This is a genomic window from Micromonospora sp. DSM 43699 (assembly GCF_055517075.1).
Genome location: NZ_JBTMMT010000101.1, coordinates 1 through 15856, shown reverse-complemented (window position 1 = coordinate 15856; position 15856 = coordinate 1). Strand labels below are relative to the sequence as shown.

At 72.0% G+C, this 15856-nt stretch carries 14 protein-coding genes and 2 pseudogenes; 10 read left to right on the top strand and 6 right to left on the bottom strand.

The annotated features are described in order from the left end of the window. Positions 1 to 18: 18 nt before the first annotated feature. Positions 19 to 570: pseudogene (locus tag AC0AIB_RS29490) on the top strand (TMEM175 family protein); the annotation flags it as partial. A gap of 74 nt (positions 571 to 644) precedes the next feature. Here AC0AIB_RS29490 and AC0AIB_RS29485 read toward each other — a convergent pair. Continuing rightward, positions 645 to 2246 carry a phytoene desaturase family protein gene (locus AC0AIB_RS29485; protein WP_465097908.1) on the bottom strand — a complete coding sequence of 534 codons (1602 nt, stop codon included), beginning with the start codon at positions 2244 to 2246 and terminating at the stop codon, positions 645 to 647. Between the two features lie 213 nt (positions 2247 to 2459). Here AC0AIB_RS29485 and AC0AIB_RS29480 point away from each other — a divergent pair. Further along, positions 2460 to 4538: pseudogene (locus tag AC0AIB_RS29480) on the top strand (MMPL family transporter); the annotation flags it as partial. 32 nt (positions 4539 to 4570) lie between these two features. Here the strand turns inward: AC0AIB_RS29480 and AC0AIB_RS29475 are convergent. Continuing rightward, positions 4571 to 5479: a YhjD/YihY/BrkB family envelope integrity protein gene (locus AC0AIB_RS29475; RefSeq protein WP_328339064.1), complete on the bottom strand. Its 909-nt coding sequence runs from the start codon at positions 5477 to 5479 to the stop codon at positions 4571 to 4573. A gap of 51 nt (positions 5480 to 5530) precedes the next feature. Here AC0AIB_RS29475 and AC0AIB_RS29470 point away from each other — a divergent pair, with 51 nt between their 5' ends. Continuing rightward, on the top strand, positions 5531 to 6097 hold the full coding sequence (locus AC0AIB_RS29470; protein ID WP_465097907.1) for a GNAT family N-acetyltransferase: 567 nt from the start codon (positions 5531 to 5533) through the stop codon (positions 6095 to 6097). A gap of 357 nt (positions 6098 to 6454) precedes the next feature. Continuing rightward, the gene (locus tag AC0AIB_RS29465; protein ID WP_465097906.1) at positions 6455 to 8014 is read left to right on the top strand and encodes a pectate lyase family protein; all 1560 of its coding nucleotides are present in this window, start codon (positions 6455 to 6457) and stop codon (positions 8012 to 8014) included. A 103-nt stretch (positions 8015 to 8117) separates the two neighbouring features. On the opposite strand, the gene AC0AIB_RS29460 is transcribed toward AC0AIB_RS29465, so the two are convergent. The 3 genes from AC0AIB_RS29460 to AC0AIB_RS29450 are packed head-to-tail and all read right to left on the bottom strand — an operon-like array spanning position 8118 to position 9081. Then, positions 8118 to 8480 carry a hypothetical protein gene (locus AC0AIB_RS29460; RefSeq protein WP_465097905.1) on the bottom strand — a complete coding sequence of 121 codons (363 nt, stop codon included), beginning with the start codon at positions 8478 to 8480 and terminating at the stop codon, positions 8118 to 8120. Next, the gene (locus tag AC0AIB_RS29455; RefSeq protein WP_465097904.1) at positions 8477 to 8770 is read right to left on the bottom strand and encodes a hypothetical protein; all 294 of its coding nucleotides are present in this window, start codon (positions 8768 to 8770) and stop codon (positions 8477 to 8479) included. Before AC0AIB_RS29455 ends, AC0AIB_RS29460 begins: the two co-directional genes overlap by 4 nt. Before the next feature lie 50 nt (positions 8771 to 8820). Beyond that, a complete protein-coding gene (locus AC0AIB_RS29450; protein ID WP_328339057.1) occupies positions 8821 to 9081 on the bottom strand; it encodes a hypothetical protein in 261 nt (86 codons plus the stop codon). Positions 9082 to 9231: 150 nt separating this feature from the next. Here AC0AIB_RS29450 and AC0AIB_RS29445 point away from each other — a divergent pair, with 150 nt between their 5' ends. The 5 genes from AC0AIB_RS29445 to ispG all read left to right on the top strand — a co-directional run bounded on the left by AC0AIB_RS29445 (position 9232) and on the right by ispG (position 14148). Continuing rightward, on the top strand, positions 9232 to 10038 hold the full coding sequence (locus tag AC0AIB_RS29445; RefSeq protein ID WP_328339055.1) for a helix-turn-helix domain-containing protein: 807 nt from the start codon (positions 9232 to 9234) through the stop codon (positions 10036 to 10038). Further along, entirely contained in the window at positions 10029 to 10238 is a 210-nt protein-coding gene (locus AC0AIB_RS29440) for a DUF397 domain-containing protein (protein ID WP_302741340.1), read from the top strand. The genes AC0AIB_RS29445 and AC0AIB_RS29440 overlap by 10 nt, the downstream gene beginning before the upstream one ends. 276 nt (positions 10239 to 10514) lie before the next feature. Continuing rightward, positions 10515 to 11726 carry a 1-deoxy-D-xylulose-5-phosphate reductoisomerase gene (gene dxr, locus AC0AIB_RS29435; protein ID WP_328339051.1) on the top strand — a complete coding sequence of 404 codons (1212 nt, stop codon included), beginning with the start codon at positions 10515 to 10517 and terminating at the stop codon, positions 11724 to 11726. Beyond that, positions 11726 to 12967, top strand: a complete 1242-nt coding sequence (locus AC0AIB_RS29430; RefSeq protein WP_465097903.1) for a M50 family metallopeptidase — start codon at positions 11726 to 11728, stop codon at positions 12965 to 12967. The genes dxr and AC0AIB_RS29430 overlap by 1 nt, the downstream gene beginning before the upstream one ends. Before the next feature lie 8 nt (positions 12968 to 12975). Beyond that, positions 12976 to 14148, top strand: a complete 1173-nt coding sequence (gene ispG / locus AC0AIB_RS29425) for a flavodoxin-dependent (E)-4-hydroxy-3-methylbut-2-enyl-diphosphate synthase (RefSeq protein ID WP_328339047.1) — start codon at positions 12976 to 12978, stop codon at positions 14146 to 14148. Positions 14149 to 14217: 69 nt separating this feature from the next. On the opposite strand, the gene AC0AIB_RS29420 is transcribed toward ispG, so the two are convergent. Further along, positions 14218 to 14802, bottom strand: a complete 585-nt coding sequence (locus tag AC0AIB_RS29420) for a PadR family transcriptional regulator (RefSeq protein WP_465097902.1) — start codon at positions 14800 to 14802, stop codon at positions 14218 to 14220. A 160-nt stretch (positions 14803 to 14962) separates the two neighbouring features. Here AC0AIB_RS29420 and AC0AIB_RS29415 point away from each other — a divergent pair, with 160 nt between their 5' ends. After that, the gene (locus AC0AIB_RS29415) at positions 14963 to 15802 is read left to right on the top strand and encodes a GNAT family N-acetyltransferase (protein WP_328339043.1); all 840 of its coding nucleotides are present in this window, start codon (positions 14963 to 14965) and stop codon (positions 15800 to 15802) included. Positions 15803 to 15856 lie beyond the last annotated feature (54 nt).

The window sequence follows — 15856 nt, the reverse complement described above, 5'->3', positions numbered from 1 at the left end:
GGTGGGGGTGGGGGAGGGGTGGGACGGGTGGATGAGGGGGAGCAGTACGAGTTCGGGCGGTGGACGGAGAAGGAGCGGGACGCCTCGCGGGTGGAGGCGTTCAGCGATGCGGTGATCGCGATCGTGCTGACGCTGATGTCGGTGGAGCTGCTCCAACTCAGTCCGCAGCGGCCCGAGGGGCAGGAGTTACCGGACGCGCTCTTCCACGAGTGGCCCGCCTACCTGGCGTACGTGATCACCTTCGCGATCGTCGGGCAGGTCTGGCTCACCCACCACAACATGTGACGGTACGTCGTCCGGGTCGACCAGTTGCTCGTCGTACTCAATCTGTTGTTGTTGCTGTTCGTCGCGGCCATTCCGTTCGCGGCCAGCCTGCTCGCCGACAACCTGCGCGGCACCCCCGCCGACCAGCGGCTGACCGCCGCGCTCTATGTCGGCACGGTGTTGGGCGAGGCGCTCTTCTTCAACCTGAGCTGGTGGTGGGCCCGCCGCCGACGCCTGCTGCACCCCGGGCTGGATCCCCGGCTCGCCCGCGCCGTGGCCCGGCGCTTCCTGCTCGGCCCGTGCCTGACCGCCCCGGTGCCGAGCCGGGCCCGTGGTGCGCCGACCGGGCGGTCGTGTTCGCGGTCCGAGCGTGGTGCGGCTCAGCGGCCCAGGTCGGCGAGGATGCGTCGGGCGGCGTTGTGGCCGGCCGCGCCGATCACGCTGCCGGCCGGGTGGCAGCCGGCGCTGCCGGCGTAGACCCCGTCGATGCCGGTGGCGTACGGCATCCGGTCGGTGAACGAGACGGTGTTGTCGACGTGGTGGATGTGCCCGCCGGTGATGCCGAAGTGCGCCTCGATGCCGGGCGGCGGCAGCGGCACCGCGTCGGCGATCAGGTCACCGGTGCCCGGGGCGTACCGTTCGCAGATCTCCACCAGGCGGGCGACGTAGCCGGGCAGCGCCGCGTCCCAGTCGGTGCCGGCCAGCGTGTAGGGCACCGACTGGACGAACAGCGCCGACGAGTGGTGCCCGGCCGGGTCGGACAGCGACGGGTCGACGGTGGTGTGCAGGTACCACTCGATGGTCGGCTCGTCGGGCAGCCGACCGGCCTGGACGTCCGCCCACATCGCCCGTAGCGCCGCCATCGGCGACTCGCCTCCCGCCCCGACCAGCGACGCGGATCCGGGCAGCAGGTGGATGGTGGACCCGAACGGACTGGGCGCGTCCGCCGGCAGGCAGGAGAACCGGGGCAGCCCGGTCAGTGCCAGGTTCAGCTTGAGGGTGGTGCCGGGCCGGCGGACCGCCGCCATCCGCGCGCCCAGCTCCGCCGGCAGCGCGCCGTCGGGCACCAGCTCCATCAGCCGGTACGGGTCACACGCGCCGAGCACCACCTCGGCGGTGACCTCCCGCCCGTCGGCGAGCCGGACGCCCGAGGCCGCGCCCCCGGCCAGGGTGACGGCGTCGACCCGGGCACCGGTCAGGATGGTCGCCCCGGCCGACCGGGCGGCCTCGGCGAAGGTGCGGGAGACGGTGCCCATGCCGCCCTCGGCGATCATCCAGGTGCCGTCGGAACCGGGCAACCGGCACATGTTGTGCACCAGGAAGTTGTGACCGGTCCCGGGGTCGTCCGGACCGGCGTTGAGGCCGGACAGCCCGTCGGTGACCGCGTACATGCTCACCAGCAGCTCGGAGCGGAACTCGAAGCGGGCCAGGTAGTCGGCGACGGAGCCGCGTACCAGGTCGACGAAGACCTGTCGCAGTCCGGGACGGACGTACCGCTCGGCGGTCTGCTCCACCGGCAGCGGGTCCGCCAGCCAGGCCGGGGCCAGGTCGGCGCGGAGCTGCGCCAGCTCGGCCTGGAGCGCGTCGTCGGCGGCCACGTCGGCGGGGGAGAAGAACTCGGTGAGCTGCCGCCGGGTGGCGGCGGTGTCGCTGCCGAACAGCAGGTAGGGCGCACCGGCCCCGCCCGGGGTGGGCAGGAAGTAGTGCGGGTCCCGGCGCAGCACCGGGATGCGCACGTCGAGGGCGGCGAGCAGCTCCGGTGGCATCAACCCCAGCAGGTACGACCCGGTGGAGTGGCGCAGCGCGGGCACCTTCGGGAACGGGTTCTCGGTGCGGGTGGCCCCGCCGATCACCTCTGCCGCCTCCAGCACCAGCACGTCCAGCCCGGCACGGGCCAGCAGGACGGCGGAGACCAGCCCGTTGTGCCCCGATCCGATGATCACGACGTCGGCGCGGGACGGCAGCTCACTCGCATCGCTCATGCCTGCGCAGCCTACTGCGGCGCGCCGCGTCCGTCTGCCGGCTCGATCGGGTGCGGGCCGTTGCGGTCCCAGCGGTGCCGGGTCGCCCCCGGAACGCGAACGACACTTGCGATAGTTGATCCCGGTCACGGCGCGACTGCCGTCGCCGGGCGGTTCGGGTCCGGTGACGGTGGCCCGGGTCGGGCGACGGTGGGGTCGACGAGGGGAGAGGCGATGTTCGCCTGGTGGGGGCGGGTGGTGGTGCGCGCCCGGTGGGTGGTGCTGGCCGCCGCCGGGGTGCTGATGGCCGTCGGGGCCACCTGGGGCACCGGGGTGTTCGGCGAGCTGAGCGGGGGTGGCTTCGACGACCCGTCGAGCGAGTCCAGCCGGACCGTGCAGCGGGTCACCGCCGAACTCGGCAGGCAGGGCGCCGACGTGATCGTGCTCTGGTCCAGCGACACCGCCTCAGTCGAGGATCCGGAGTTCCGCGACCCGGTGACCTTCATCGTGGCCGGGCTGCGCCAGCGCGCCGAGGTGGCCCAGGTGACCACCTGGTACGACGCCCCCGCGCCCGCGCTGGTCGCCGAGGACCGGCGGGCCACCTACGCGCTTGTCAAGCTCACCGGCACCGACGAGGACGCCCGTTCGGCGCAGTTCGAGGCGCTGCGTCCGGCACTGGACGCACCAGGTCTGCGGACCGAGGTCGGCGGGCTGGTGGCGTTCCAGGCGGAGGCCACCAGCCAGAGCACCGAGGACGTCACCCGGGCCGAGCTGCTGTCCATGCCGGTGCTGCTGGTGCTGCTGGTGTTGATCTTCGGTGGACTGGTCGCCGCCGGCACCCCGCTGCTCGTCGGCGGGCTGGCCATCCTCGGCGCATTCGTGGCGGTACGCCTGGTCAACATGGTCACCGACGTGTCGATCTTCGCGATCAACGTGATCACCCTGATCGGCCTCGGGATGGCGGTGGACTACGCGCTGTTCGTCATCAGCCGGTTCCGGGAGGAGTTGGCCGCCGGGCGGAGCACCGCCGAGGCGATCAGGCGCACCATGCTCACCGCCGGTCGGACCGTCTTCGTCTCCGGGCTCACCGTCGCGCTCGCCATGGCCAGCCTGTTGATCTTCCCGCAGCCGTTCCTGCGCTCGATGGGCTTCGGCGGGATGGCCGCCGTGCTGATCGCCATGCTGGCCGCGCTCACCGTGCTGCCGGCCCTGCTGGTGGTGCTCGGCCACCGGGTGGACGCGGTGCGCGTACCGCTGCCGTGGCGGCGGGGGTCGCGGGGTGCGCGGCGGGCGACGGGTGAGGCCGGCGGCGCCTGGGCCCGGATCGCGCGCAGCGTGATGCGCCGGCCGGTGCTCTACCTGGTGGGGGTCGCGGTGCTGCTCGGCGTGCTGGCCACCCCGTTCGCGCGGATCACCTTCGGCGGGGTCGACGAGCGGGTGCTGCCGGCGGACGCCGCGCCCCGGGTGGTCTCCGAGCGGATCTCCGCCGATTTCCCCGGCGGCACGATCGCCCCGATCGAGGTGCTGGTCTCCGGTGCGCCGGCCGACGCGGCGCGACCGTTCGCCGACCGGATCGCGGCGCTGCCCGGGGTGACCGGCGTCCAGGTCACGGCGGCCGAGGGGGAGTCCACCCTGCTGTCGGTGAGCTACCCCGGGGAGCCGACCGGCGACGACGCCCGGGACCTGGTGCGGGAGCTGCGCGACCTGCCCGGCCCGGCCGGGGCGGAGGTGCTCGTCGGTGGGCGGCCCGCCGCCGACGTCGACCTGCTGGACAGCCTCGGTCACCGGCTGCCCTGGATGGCGCTGCTGATGGCCGGCGCGACCCTGCTGCTGCTCTTCCTCGCCTTCGGCTCGGTGGTGCTGCCGGTCAAGGCGGTGCTGATGAACCTGCTGTCGATCGGCGCGTCGTTCGGCGTGGTGGTCTGGATCTTCCAGGACGGCCACCTGGCCAGCCCGCTCGGCTTCACCTCCACCGGGTTCATCGAGCCGAGCAACCTCATCCTGATGCTCGCGGTGCTGTTCGGGCTGGCCACCGACTACGAGGTGTTCCTGCTCAGCCGGGTCCGCGAGGAGTGGGACCGCACCGGCGACAACACCGCAGCGGTCGCCGTCGGCCTGCAACGCACCGGCCGGATCATCACCGCCGCCGCGCTGCTGCTGATCATCGTGGTGGCCGGCTTCACCACCGGTGGGATGGCCTACATCAAGCTGATCGGGATCGGCATGATCGTGGCGATCGTGGTGGACGCGACGCTGGTCCGGGCGCTGCTCGTGCCGGCCACCATGCGGCTGCTGGGCCGGTGGAACTGGTGGGCCCCGGCACCCCTGGCCCGGCTCTGGGCCCGCTACGGCCTGCGCGAGACCGACGACCCGGCGGAGCCGTCGGCTGCGGGTGCGGCCCCGGAGCCGGATGCCGACCCGGAGGCGGCGGCGCGGCGGGCCCGCCAGCGGGACAACGCGAGGGTGGCGGAGTAGCCGGCCAGCACGATCACGTGGAACAGGTAGAGCCAGAGCAGCACCGCGACACCGGCCCCGACCGGGTCGAAACCGCCGAACGGGACACCGAGGTCCAGCGGGAGCGAACAGAACAGCACGAACCCGTGCAGGAAGCCGGAGAGGTTGGCGGCGGTGAACGAGCCGACCGCCAGCGTCGACAACCAGTCCGGTGAGGCCGGCCCGACCACCCGGAACACCCACATCAGCACCGGGGTGAGCACCAGCCACACCGCCAGGAACGACAGCACGATGCCGAGCGCGGCGACCCAGCCGCCCTGCCGGATCAGCCGGGTGGTGGTGGGCAGCGCAATGAGGATCGACAGCAGCAGGGCGGGGGCGGGGGCGAGTAGCGGCAGCAGTAGCAACCGCCCCCGCCAGCCGACGAACGACTCACCGGTGTGCGACGCGGCCACCGAGACGAACGCCCGGCGCAGCCCCTCCCCGTAGAGCGAGGCGGGCAGCAGGGAGGCCAGCGCCAGCAGCGGGGTCAACTGCACCCCGGCATTGACAAGCGCGTCCACCGCGTCGGGCGCACCGATCGCGTCCGGCAGCGTCTCCACGGCGTACGCGGTGAGCCGGCGTACCCGGTCCGCGCCGGCCAGCAGCGAGGTCAGCCAGATCGCCAGCAGGGCCACCGGCACCACGGCGATCGCCCCGTAGAAGGTGATCGCGGCGGCGTGCAGGGAGAGGTCCCGTCCGCGTACCGGCCGGAACGCGGCGCCGATGATCCGCTTCGTACGCTGCCAAGGGTCGCCCATCGCGATGTTCTTCCCCCTGTCGGCGGCGGGCACGCATTACGATCCCGCGACATGACCGTGCTCACCACCGCCCGGCTGATCCTGCGGAACTGGACCGACTCGCCGGCCGACCTGGCCCGGATCTTCGACCTCTACTCCCGCAACGAGGTGGTGCGCTGGCTGGGCGCGGCCCCCGGCCTGCCGTTGACCGATCCCGCGCAGGCGGCCGACCGGCTGGCGCTCTGGCGGGCCCGGCACGCCACCCACGGCGACCGGTACGGCACCTGGGCGGTGCAGGTGCGCGACACCGGCCTGGTGGTCGGCACGATCCTGCTCAAGCCGCTGCCCGGCCGGGACGAGCAGGCGCCCACCGACGACATCGAGGTGGGCTGGCACCTGCACCCCGACTCGTGGGGTCACGGGTACGCCACCGAGGCGGCCCGCGCCCTGGTCGACCGGGAACTGGCCACCGGCACCCCGCAGGTGTACGCGGTCGTCTCCCCCGGCAACGTGGCGTCGATGGCGGTGGCCCGCCGGCTCGGCATGACCCACCTGGGCCGCCGCACCGACTGGTACGGCGGCGAGGAGCTGGAGACCTTCGTCCGTCGGGCGCTCCCGGACTCCCCAGGTGGTCATTAACCCCCTCAGGTGGTCATTAGCCCGCAATCCGGACGACATCTTGCGGTATCGATTGACGTCGTCCTATCCTCGCTTGTGGAAAGCGCTTTCCAGATGCTCAGTGCGGGTGCCCCGGCGAGTTCTGCTGCCGCCGGAGGCGCCAGTTCGCCGTGCGCGGCAGCACGGTGAGCGGGTCGATCCGGTACACCGGCGCAACCACCCTGGCCGACCGGCGACTCCGCCCGACGGCCGCGAAGGCCCGGCCCGTCCCCGGCGCGCAGAGGTTCGCAGGATCACCACCATCACCGCCGCCCGGCCGGGCACCACACCACCCCGGCAGCGGCACCACCACCAGGTAATGAGAAAGGTGACGCGAGGATGAGACGACCAGTTGCACGACGAGTCCAGGCGGGGCTGGCCACGGCGGCCGTCGGTGCCGCGATCTGCGTGGCCCTGCCGGTGCACCAGGCGTCGGCGGCGGCCGGCAGCGCCAGCGGCTACGCGACCCAGAACGGCGGCACCACCGGCGGCGCGGGCGGGCAGACCGTACGGGCCAGCACGGGCACCGCGATCCACGCCGCCCTGTGCAACCGGGCCAGCAGCAGCACCCCGATCGTCATCGAGGTGCAGGGCACGATCAACCACGGGAACACCACGAAGGTCTCCGGCAGCAGCTGCAACACCGCCGCCGACAAGATCGAGCTGAAGGAGATCAGCAACGTCACCATCGTCGGGGTGGGCAGCGGCGCGGTCTTCGACCAGCTCGGCATCCACATCCGGGACTCCCGCAACATCATCATCCAGAACGTGACGGTGCGGAACGTCAAGAAGTCGGGCTCGCCCATCTCCAACGGCGGTGACGCCATCGGCATGGAGAGCAGCGTGCGCAACGTCTGGGTCGACCACACCACGCTGGAGGCGTCGGGTGGCGAGTCGGCGGGTTACGACGGGCTGTTCGACATGAAGGACGACGTCCAGTACGTGACGCTGTCGTACAGCATCCTGCGCAACTCCGGGCGGGGCGGGCTGATCGGGTCCAGCGAGAGCGACCGGGGGAACGGCTTCGTCACCTTCCACCACAACCTCTACCAGAACATCGACTCCCGTACGCCGCTGCTGCGGGGCGGGATCGCGCACATCTACAACAACTCGTACGTGCAGCTCAACGAGTCCGGGATCAACTCCCGGGCCGGCGCGCGGGCCAAGGTGGAGAACAACTACTTCAAGAACTCCCGGGACGTGCTGGGCACCTTCTACACCAGCGAGGCCGGCTACTGGCAGGCCAGCGGCAACATCCTGGACAGCGTGACCTGGTCGTCGCCCGGCAGCGAGACCAACCCCGCCGGCCCGAGCATGCCGTCGAACACCAGCGTCAGCATCCCGTACTCCTACCGGCTGGACGGGGCGAGCTGCGTGCCGGACATCGTCCGGCAGACGGCCGGCGCGAACATGGGCCTCAAGGAGTCGAACGGAAGCTGCACGCCGACCACGCCGGCCCCGACCACCCCGGGACCGACGACGCCCGCGCCGACCACCCCAGCCCCGACCACCCCGCCGCCCACCGGCAACCCCGGCGGGACCAACCTCAGCATCGGGGCCGGCTCGGACGGCTCCAGCAAGGCAAGCGGCACGAGCTACGGCGACGTCCGCGACGGCGACATGGGCACCTTCTGGTCGCCGGCCGGGTCGACCGGTGACATCTCGATCAAGTGGGGCTCCGCCACCAGCGTGTCCTCGATCAACATCCGGGAGGCGTCCGGCTCGGCCGGCAGCATCACCTCCTGGCAGGTCCTCAACGGCGACACCGGCGCGGTGCTTGCGTCGGGCAGCCGGGCCGGCGTGATCACCTTCACCCGCACCTCCCTCAAGAAGATCACCTTCCGGATCAACAGCTCTGCTGCCACCCCGAAGGTCGCCGAGTTCGAGACCTACGCCTGACCCGTCGTCCCGGGCTGGTCCCGGGGCGATGATCAACTCAGCGGGGCCGAGGTAGGGGTGTCCGGTCGGCGGGGACACACCCACCTCGGCCCCGTGGTGTGGATCAACCCGTTTCCGAAGGTGGGGGCGGCGGCCAGCCGTGGCGGGTCCACGCGAGAAACCGGGTGAAGTATGCGGCCGGGTCGACAGTGCCGGTGCCGACCCGCAGCGCATCGGTGATCGCATCCTGCATGAGCAGGCAGAGGTAGATGGCCAGCGCCGGCCGGTCTTGGGCGTACTCCCGCCGGAGGCTCAGCTTGGCCGGCTGGCAGGGCCACGGGGCGGCACAGGCCCGGCACCGCCAGGTGGGCCGCGCGGCGACGTGCGGCCCGGGACCGTCCCGCCGTCCCGCCGCCTGCCGCCACCGTTCGAGCGCCGTCGCCCGGTCGCCGCCTGTCCGGCGGTCGGTCGCCGGGTCGTCGCTCATCGGGCCGGTCCCGCGAACCGACCGCGCAGCGCGGCCACCCGGACCAGGACGGTACGCGATCGTCCACCCTGCGCCACGCTGCCGTCCGGGTGCAGGGGCACCCCGGTCAGCTCGACCCATTCCAGCCCGACGCGGTCGAGGCCGATCGGCGGCGCGGTGAGCCGCAGGCGCAACGGGCCGGTCCCGTAGCAGTAGTCGGCCTCGCCCACCGTGACCAGGTCGCCCACCGTCACTGTGCCGGCCGACACGACCGGTGCGGCGGGCGGTGGCGCACCTTCCGCAGCGGTCACCGGCGCGGTGCCCTCCGGCCGGTTCGTCGGCGGTGCGCCGCCCGGCGGGGTCACCGGTGGCCGCCGTTCGCCCGGAACGCCTGGCCCGGGGTGATCAGGCCCGTCGCGCTCACCCAGTGCACGGCGGTGGGACCGTTCCACAGGTGGTGGCGCGGCGCGGGCAGCGTGGCTGGTGGCGGTTCCCGCCGGGGTACGCCGGCCAGCCGGTCCGGGCACGGCCAGCGCAGCCCGCAGGTGCAGTACCGACCCCACCGCGACCAGTTCCGCCGATGCCGTGGCGACATCGGTACGGGGGTGTGCCGCTTCCTCATTGGTTCGTCCTTCCTTGTGCCTGTTCACACTCTGCTGTGGACGCGACTACTGTCGGAAGGTGGCGCGGGGTCTCAGCGTCGGGTGTGCCGAACGGGTCCGGCCAGGTGGCCGGCGCTGGCGGTTGGTGACAAATGTGTGGTGGAGGTGTGATGACCGGTGGACCGATGTCGACCCTGGAATTTCTCGGGGCGGAGCTGCGCCGGGCGCGAAAGGAGCGCGGGCTGAGTCAGGAGGACCTGGCCCAACAGATCAGCTACTCGTCGTCGCTGGTGGGCATGGTGGAGATCGGCCACCGGACGCCGTCGCAGGACTTCATCACCCGCGCGGACGCCGCCCTGGCGGCCGGCGGCCTCTTCGAACGGCTGCTCGCCCTGGTCCGCGCCGACTCCGCACCCCCGTGGCTACGCGAATGGATCAGCGTGGAGCGGGAGGCCACCTTGATCCGCTGGTTCGAACCGTCCCTCATCCCCGGCCTATTACAGACCGAGGCGTACGCCCGTGCGGTGCTGCACGGCGGCGGAATGCTTCGGGAGAGTGAGATCGAGCAGCGTGTCTCCTCCCGAATGGATCGGCAGGCAGTGCTGACCCGGGAGCATCCGCCCGAGGTGGTGGCAGTGATCGACGAGGCGGTGCTGCGCCGGGGAATCGGCGAACCGGCGGTGATGATCGAGCAGTTCGAGCATCTACTGCGGCTGACTGAGCACTCGCACATCAGCGTGCATGTGGTGCCAGCAGATGCGGGGATGCACGCCGGCCTGGCTGGTCCGTTCATTCTGGTCCGCGTGCCCGACGGAGGGGAGGTCGTGCACCTGGACAGCGCCCTGCGGGCGCACATCACCGACCGGCCGGACGATGTTGATAGCCTTCAGCGCAGATGGGAGAGCCTGCGCGGTGAAGCACTGCCACGCCGGGCCTCCCGGGATCTCATTCGGGAGTTGGCGAAGTCATGGACTTGACCGGTGCAGTCTGGCGCAAGTCGACCCGCAGCGACAACGGTGGCTCCACCTGTGTGGAGGTGGCGACGAATCTGCCGCAGGTGGTCGGGGTGCGGGACAGCAAGGACCGTGGCGGCCCCGCGCTGACCTTCCCGCCCGCTGCCTGGGTCAGCTTCGTCGCCGCGACCCGCTCAGGTGACCTGAACTCCGCCCGAAATTGATCGTACTGCCGGCGCAGTCGCCCGCCGTTTCATTGCCGTTCGCCGCCCGGACGACAGGCGGGCGACAGGCGGGCGACAGGCCCGTCCCACATGCCTGCCGCCGACGTGATGATCGACTCAACGGGGCCGATATGGGGGTGAAGGTCGACGTGGATACCCCCGTATCGGCCCCGATGTGTTGATCAAGCGCGTGGGGCGGGTCGTCGGGCGCGGAGGGCGACGTCGAGGGGTGAGGCTCCCAGCCGGCGCACAGCGCGTACGGGGCAGAATGGCCGCGTGACAACTCCCCGGGATCTCGTACTGCTCGGCTCCACCGGTTCGATAGGCACCCAGGCGATCGACATCGTCAGGCGCAACCCGGGCCGGTTCCGGGTGGTGGCGCTCGGTGCCGGCGGCGGCAACGTCGAACTGCTCGCCACCCAGGCGCTCGAACTGGGCGTGGACGCGGTCGGGGTGGCGAAGGCGTCCGCGGCGCAGGATCTCCAGCTCGCCTTCTATGCCGAGGCGAGCCGCCGGGGCTGGGCCACCGGTGACTTCAAGCTGCCGAAGATCATCGCCGGCCCGGACGCGATGACCGAGCTGGCGCAGTGGCCCTGCGACGTGGTCCTCAACGGGGTGGTCGGGTCGCTCGGGCTCGCGCCGACGCTTGCCGCGCTGCGCTGTGGTCGTACCCTCGCGTTGGCCAACAAGGAGTCGCTGGTGGCCGGCGGCCCGCTGGTGAAGGCCGCGGTGACGCGGCCGGGGCAGATCGTGCCTGTCGACTCGGAGCATTCGGCGCTGGCCCAGTGCCTGCGCGGCGGGACGCGCGGCGAGGTACGGCGGCTGGTCGTCACGGCCAGCGGCGGGCCGTTCCGGGGGCGGCGGCGCGACGAGCTGACCGCTGTCACCCCGGAGCAGGCGCTGGCCCATCCGACCTGGAACATGGGGCCGGTCGTCACGATCAACTCGGCCACCATGGTCAACAAGGCGCTGGAGGTGATCGAGGCGCACGAGCTGTTCGACGTGCCCTACGCCGACATCACCGTGATGGTGCACCCGCAGTCGGTGATCCACTCGATGGTCGAGTTCGTCGACGGCTCCACCCTGGCCCAGGCGAGTCCGCCGGACATGCGGCTACCCATCGCGCTCGGCATCGGCTGGCCCGACCGGGTGCCGGACGCCGCCGCAGCAGTCGACTGGACCACCGCCCACACCTGGGAGTTCGCCCCGCTCGACGACGAGGCGTTCCCGGCGGTGGCGCTGGCCAAGGCGGCCGGCGAGGCGGGCCGCAGCAGGCCGGCGGTCTACAACGCGGCGAACGAGGAGTGCGTGGCGGCGTTCGTCGCCGGGCGGCTGCCGTTCCTCGGCATCGTCGACACCCTGGAGCGGGTGTTGGAGGACGCCCCCGATTTCGGTGCACCAGGTACCGTCGAGGACGTGCTCGCCGCCGAGTCGTGGGCGCGCGCGCACGCGCAGGAGATCATCTCGGGGTCGGGGAAGGAAGCCTGATGCTCTATCTGCTCGGGGTGCTGGTGATCGCCCTGGCGATCCTCATCTCGGTGAGCCTGCACGAGGCGGGTCACATGCTGACCGCCAAGGCGTTCGGGATGAAGGTCACCCGCTACTTCGTCGGCTTCGGGCCGACCATCTGGTCGTTCCGCCGGGGCGAGACGGAGTACGGCGTCAAGGCCATCCCGCTCGGCGGCTTCTGCAAGATCGTCGGGATGACGCCGCAGGACGACGACGTGGAGCCGGGTGACGAGCAGCGGGCGATGTGGCGCTACCCGGTCTGGAAGCGGACGATCGTGATGTCGGCCGGCTCGGTCACCCACTTCGCGTTGGCCGTCATCGCGATCTGGCTGGCCGCCATGTTCATGGGCCTGCCCAACAAGAACCTGCCCAACCCGCTGCCGGCACACGTCAAGGTCGTCGACTGCGTCATCCCCACCGACGCGGCCCGCGAGTGCGCCCCGGGCGACCCGGTCAGCCCCGCCAAGCAGGCCGGGCTGCGCGACGACGACAGGATCGTGGCCATCAACGGGGTCTCGGTCGCCGACTACACCGCGCTGGTCAAGACCGTCCGGGACCTGCCCCCGGGGCAGCCGGCGACGATCAGCTACGAGCGCGACGGCGTGCCCGGCGAGGTCCGGGCCGACCTCGCCGCCGTGCAGCGCAAGCCGCTCGACGACCCGAACGGCGCCCCGGTCACCGTCTCCGCCCTCGGCGTCGCCGGCCCGATGCTCCCGCCCGGCGTCCCGGCGAACGTCACCTACGGCCCGGTCGAGGCGATCCCGGCCACCGCCGGCTACACCAAGGACCTGGCCGTCGGCACCTACGAGGCGCTCAAGCGGATCCCCGACAAGGTCCCCGCCCTGTGGACCGCCGTCACCGGCGGCGAACGGGACAAGGACACCCCGATCAGCGTGGTCGGCGCGAGCCGGCTCGGCGGTGAGGCGCTGGAGAACGGCGTCTGGCAGTTGCTGGTCCTGCTCTTCATCTCGCTGAACTTCTTCGTCGGCGTGTTCAACCTGCTGCCGCTGCTGCCTCTCGACGGCGGCCACATCGCCATCGCCTGGTTCGAACGGGCCCGCTCCTGGCTCTACGCCCGGATCGGCAGGCGCGACCCGGGCCGGGTCGACTACCTCAAGCTGATGCCCATCACGTACGCGGTGATCCTCATCGGTGGCGCGTTCACGCTGCTCACCGCCACCGCGGACATCGTCAACCCGATCACGCTCTTCACGAGGTGAGTGCTCAAGTGACCGCTGTCAGTCTCGGTATGCCCGCCGTACCGCCCCCGCCGCTCGCCCCCCGCCGGGCCAGCCGCCAGATCATGGTCGGCTCGGTGCCGGTCGGTGGGGGTGCCCCGGTCTCGGTGCAGTCGATGACCACCACCCTCACCTCCGACGTCAACGCCACCCTCCAGCAGATCGCCGAGCTGACCGCCTCCGGCTGCCAGATCGTCCGGGTCGCCGTGCCCAGCCAGGACGACGTGGAGGCGCTGCCGGCGATCGCCCGCAAGTCGCAGATCCCGGTGATCGCCGACATCCACTTCCAGCCGAAGTACGTCTTCGCCGCGATCGACGCCGGCTGCGCGGCCGTCCGGGTCAACCCGGGCAACATCCGCCAGTTCGACGACAAGGTCAGGGAGATCGCGGCAGCGGCCTCCGCCGCCGGTACGCCGATCCGGATCGGCGTCAACGCCGGTTCGCTCGACAAGCGGCTGCTCGCCAAGTACGGCAAGGCCACCGCCGAGGCGCTTGTCGAGTCGGCGCTGTGGGAGTGCTCGCTGTTCGAGGAGCACGGCTTCCGGGACATCAAGATCTCGGTCAAGCACAACGACCCGGTGGTGATGATCCGGGCGTACCGGCAGCTCGCCGAGCAGTGCGACTACCCGCTGCACCTGGGCGTGACCGAGGCCGGGCCGGCGTTCCAGGGCACCATCAAGTCGGCTGTCGCCTTCGGGGCGCTGCTGGCCGAGGGGATCGGCGACACCATCCGGGTGTCGCTGTCCGCGCCGCCGGTCGAGGAGATCAAGGTCGGCAACCAGATCCTGGAGTCGCTGGGCCTGCGCGAGCGTGGCCTGGAGATCGTCTCCTGCCCGTCCTGCGGCCGGGCCCAGGTGGACGTCTACAAGCTCGCCGAGGAGGTCACCGCCGGCCTGGAGGGGCTGCCGGTGCCGCTGCGGGTCGCCGTGATGGGCTGCGTGGTGAACGGGCCCGGCGAGGCCCGCGAGGCCGACCTCGGCGTCGCCTCCGGCAACGGCAAGGGGCAGATCTTCGTCAAGGGGCAGGTCGTCAAGACCGTCCCCGAGGGGCAGATCGTCGAGACGCTTATCGAAGAGGCGCTGCGGATCGCCGACGAGATGGGCGCGGAGATCCCCGAGGAGCTGCGCGACCTGATCCCCGGCCCCACCGTCACCGTGCACTGACCTGTAGACACCGCCGAGGGCGGCCGTCCCCCAGCAGGGGACGGCCGCCCTTCTCCCGTGCGGGCCTGGTCACTCGGATTCGGCGAGGATCGCGTACAGCTTGCGGCGGGTCTCGTCGAGCACCTGGGCGGCGCGTTCCCGCTGGTCGTCGGTGCCGGTCGTCATCACCTGCCGCAGCGCGTGCATGGCCTGCGCGCCGGCGTCGCGGATGTCGTGCCAGCTGTTGACGGTGTCCTCGGCGAACTCCGCCCAGGGCGGGGTCTGCGCGGCCGTGGTGGCCTCCTCCCGACCGGCGTCGGTCAGGTCGAACCGCTTGCGCCCGCCGCCGGCCGGGTCGGTGCTCACGGCGATGACGCCCTCGTCCTCAAGCAGTTGCAGGGTCGGGTAGATCGAACCGGGGCTGGGCCGCCAGGCCCCACCGGTGCGGGAGTCGATCTCCTGGATCATCTCGTAGCCGTGCATCGGCCGCTCGGTGAGCAGGGCCAGCACCGCACCCCGGACGTTGGGCCGGCGTCCCCGGCCCCGCCCGCGACCACCCCGGCCGCCGCCCCAACCCCCGTGCCCGTGCCCGTGTGGGCCGGGCGGTACGGGCGGGAAGCCGAAGCCGCGTTGACGTGCCTCCTGTAGTGCGTGGATCCGACTGTGGAATCCCATCGTGTCGTTCCTTCCGTAGAGTGTCGCTGATGCATCAACGATATATCGCCAACGTGTCGCCGACAAGGGTGTTCGCGGTGGGACCGGGCCGGGGCCGGCGGACAGGCGGCTGCGCCGGTCGCCCGGCGGACCACCGCCTGTATCTGGCAGGCTGGTAACCGTGCTGACGGTGCCGGTACGTCAACTGGGAGAGTCCGAACGACGCGCGGTCGAGCGGCTGCTCGACCTCGACCCGTTCGCGGGCGCGCAGGTCGCCGAACGGGTTTCCGCCCGAGGGCTGGCCTGGTGGCGGGCCGAGGGACGCATCCTGGGCTACGGCACCCGCCGCAACCTGGAGTCGATCTGCTGGCTCGGCGGCAACCTCACCCCGATCCTCGCCACCGACTCGGCCGTCGCCGCCTTCGCCGAGCAGCTCGCCGGCGAGGAACGGCTCTGCTCCTCCATCGTCGGGCGGGCCGACGCGGTGCTCGGCCTCTGGGAACGGCTCGCCGACCACTGGGGCCCGGCCCGCGACGTACGCCCCAACCAGCCGCTACTGGCCACCGACGCGTTGCCCCGCATCCCGGTCGACCCCGAGGTACGTCGGGTGCGGCCCAGCGAGGTGCACCGGCTCTTCCCGGCGGCGGTCGCCATGTACGCCGAGGAGGTCGGTGTCTCACCGCTTGCCGACGACGACGGCCGGGCCTACCGCCGCCGCGTCGAGGACCTGGTCCGGGCCGGTCGGGCGTACGCCCGCCTGGTCGACGGGGAGGTCGTGTTCAAGGCCGAACTGGCGGTGGTGACCCGCCGGACCGCCCAGATCCAGGGCGTCTGGGTGGCGCCGCAGTGGCGGGGACGCGGGATCGCCACCGCCGCGATGGCCGCCGTGGTACGCGACGCGCTGCTCCGGGTCGCCCCCACGGTCAGCCTCTACGTCAACGACTTCAACCTCCCCGCCCGCCGCGTCTACCAACGCTGCGGCTTCCACCCGGTAGGCACCCTCGCCACCATCCTCTTCTAACACCCCCTCCCCCCTCCCTCCCCTTTCCCCCTCCCGCCCCGCTGCCCCCTGCCC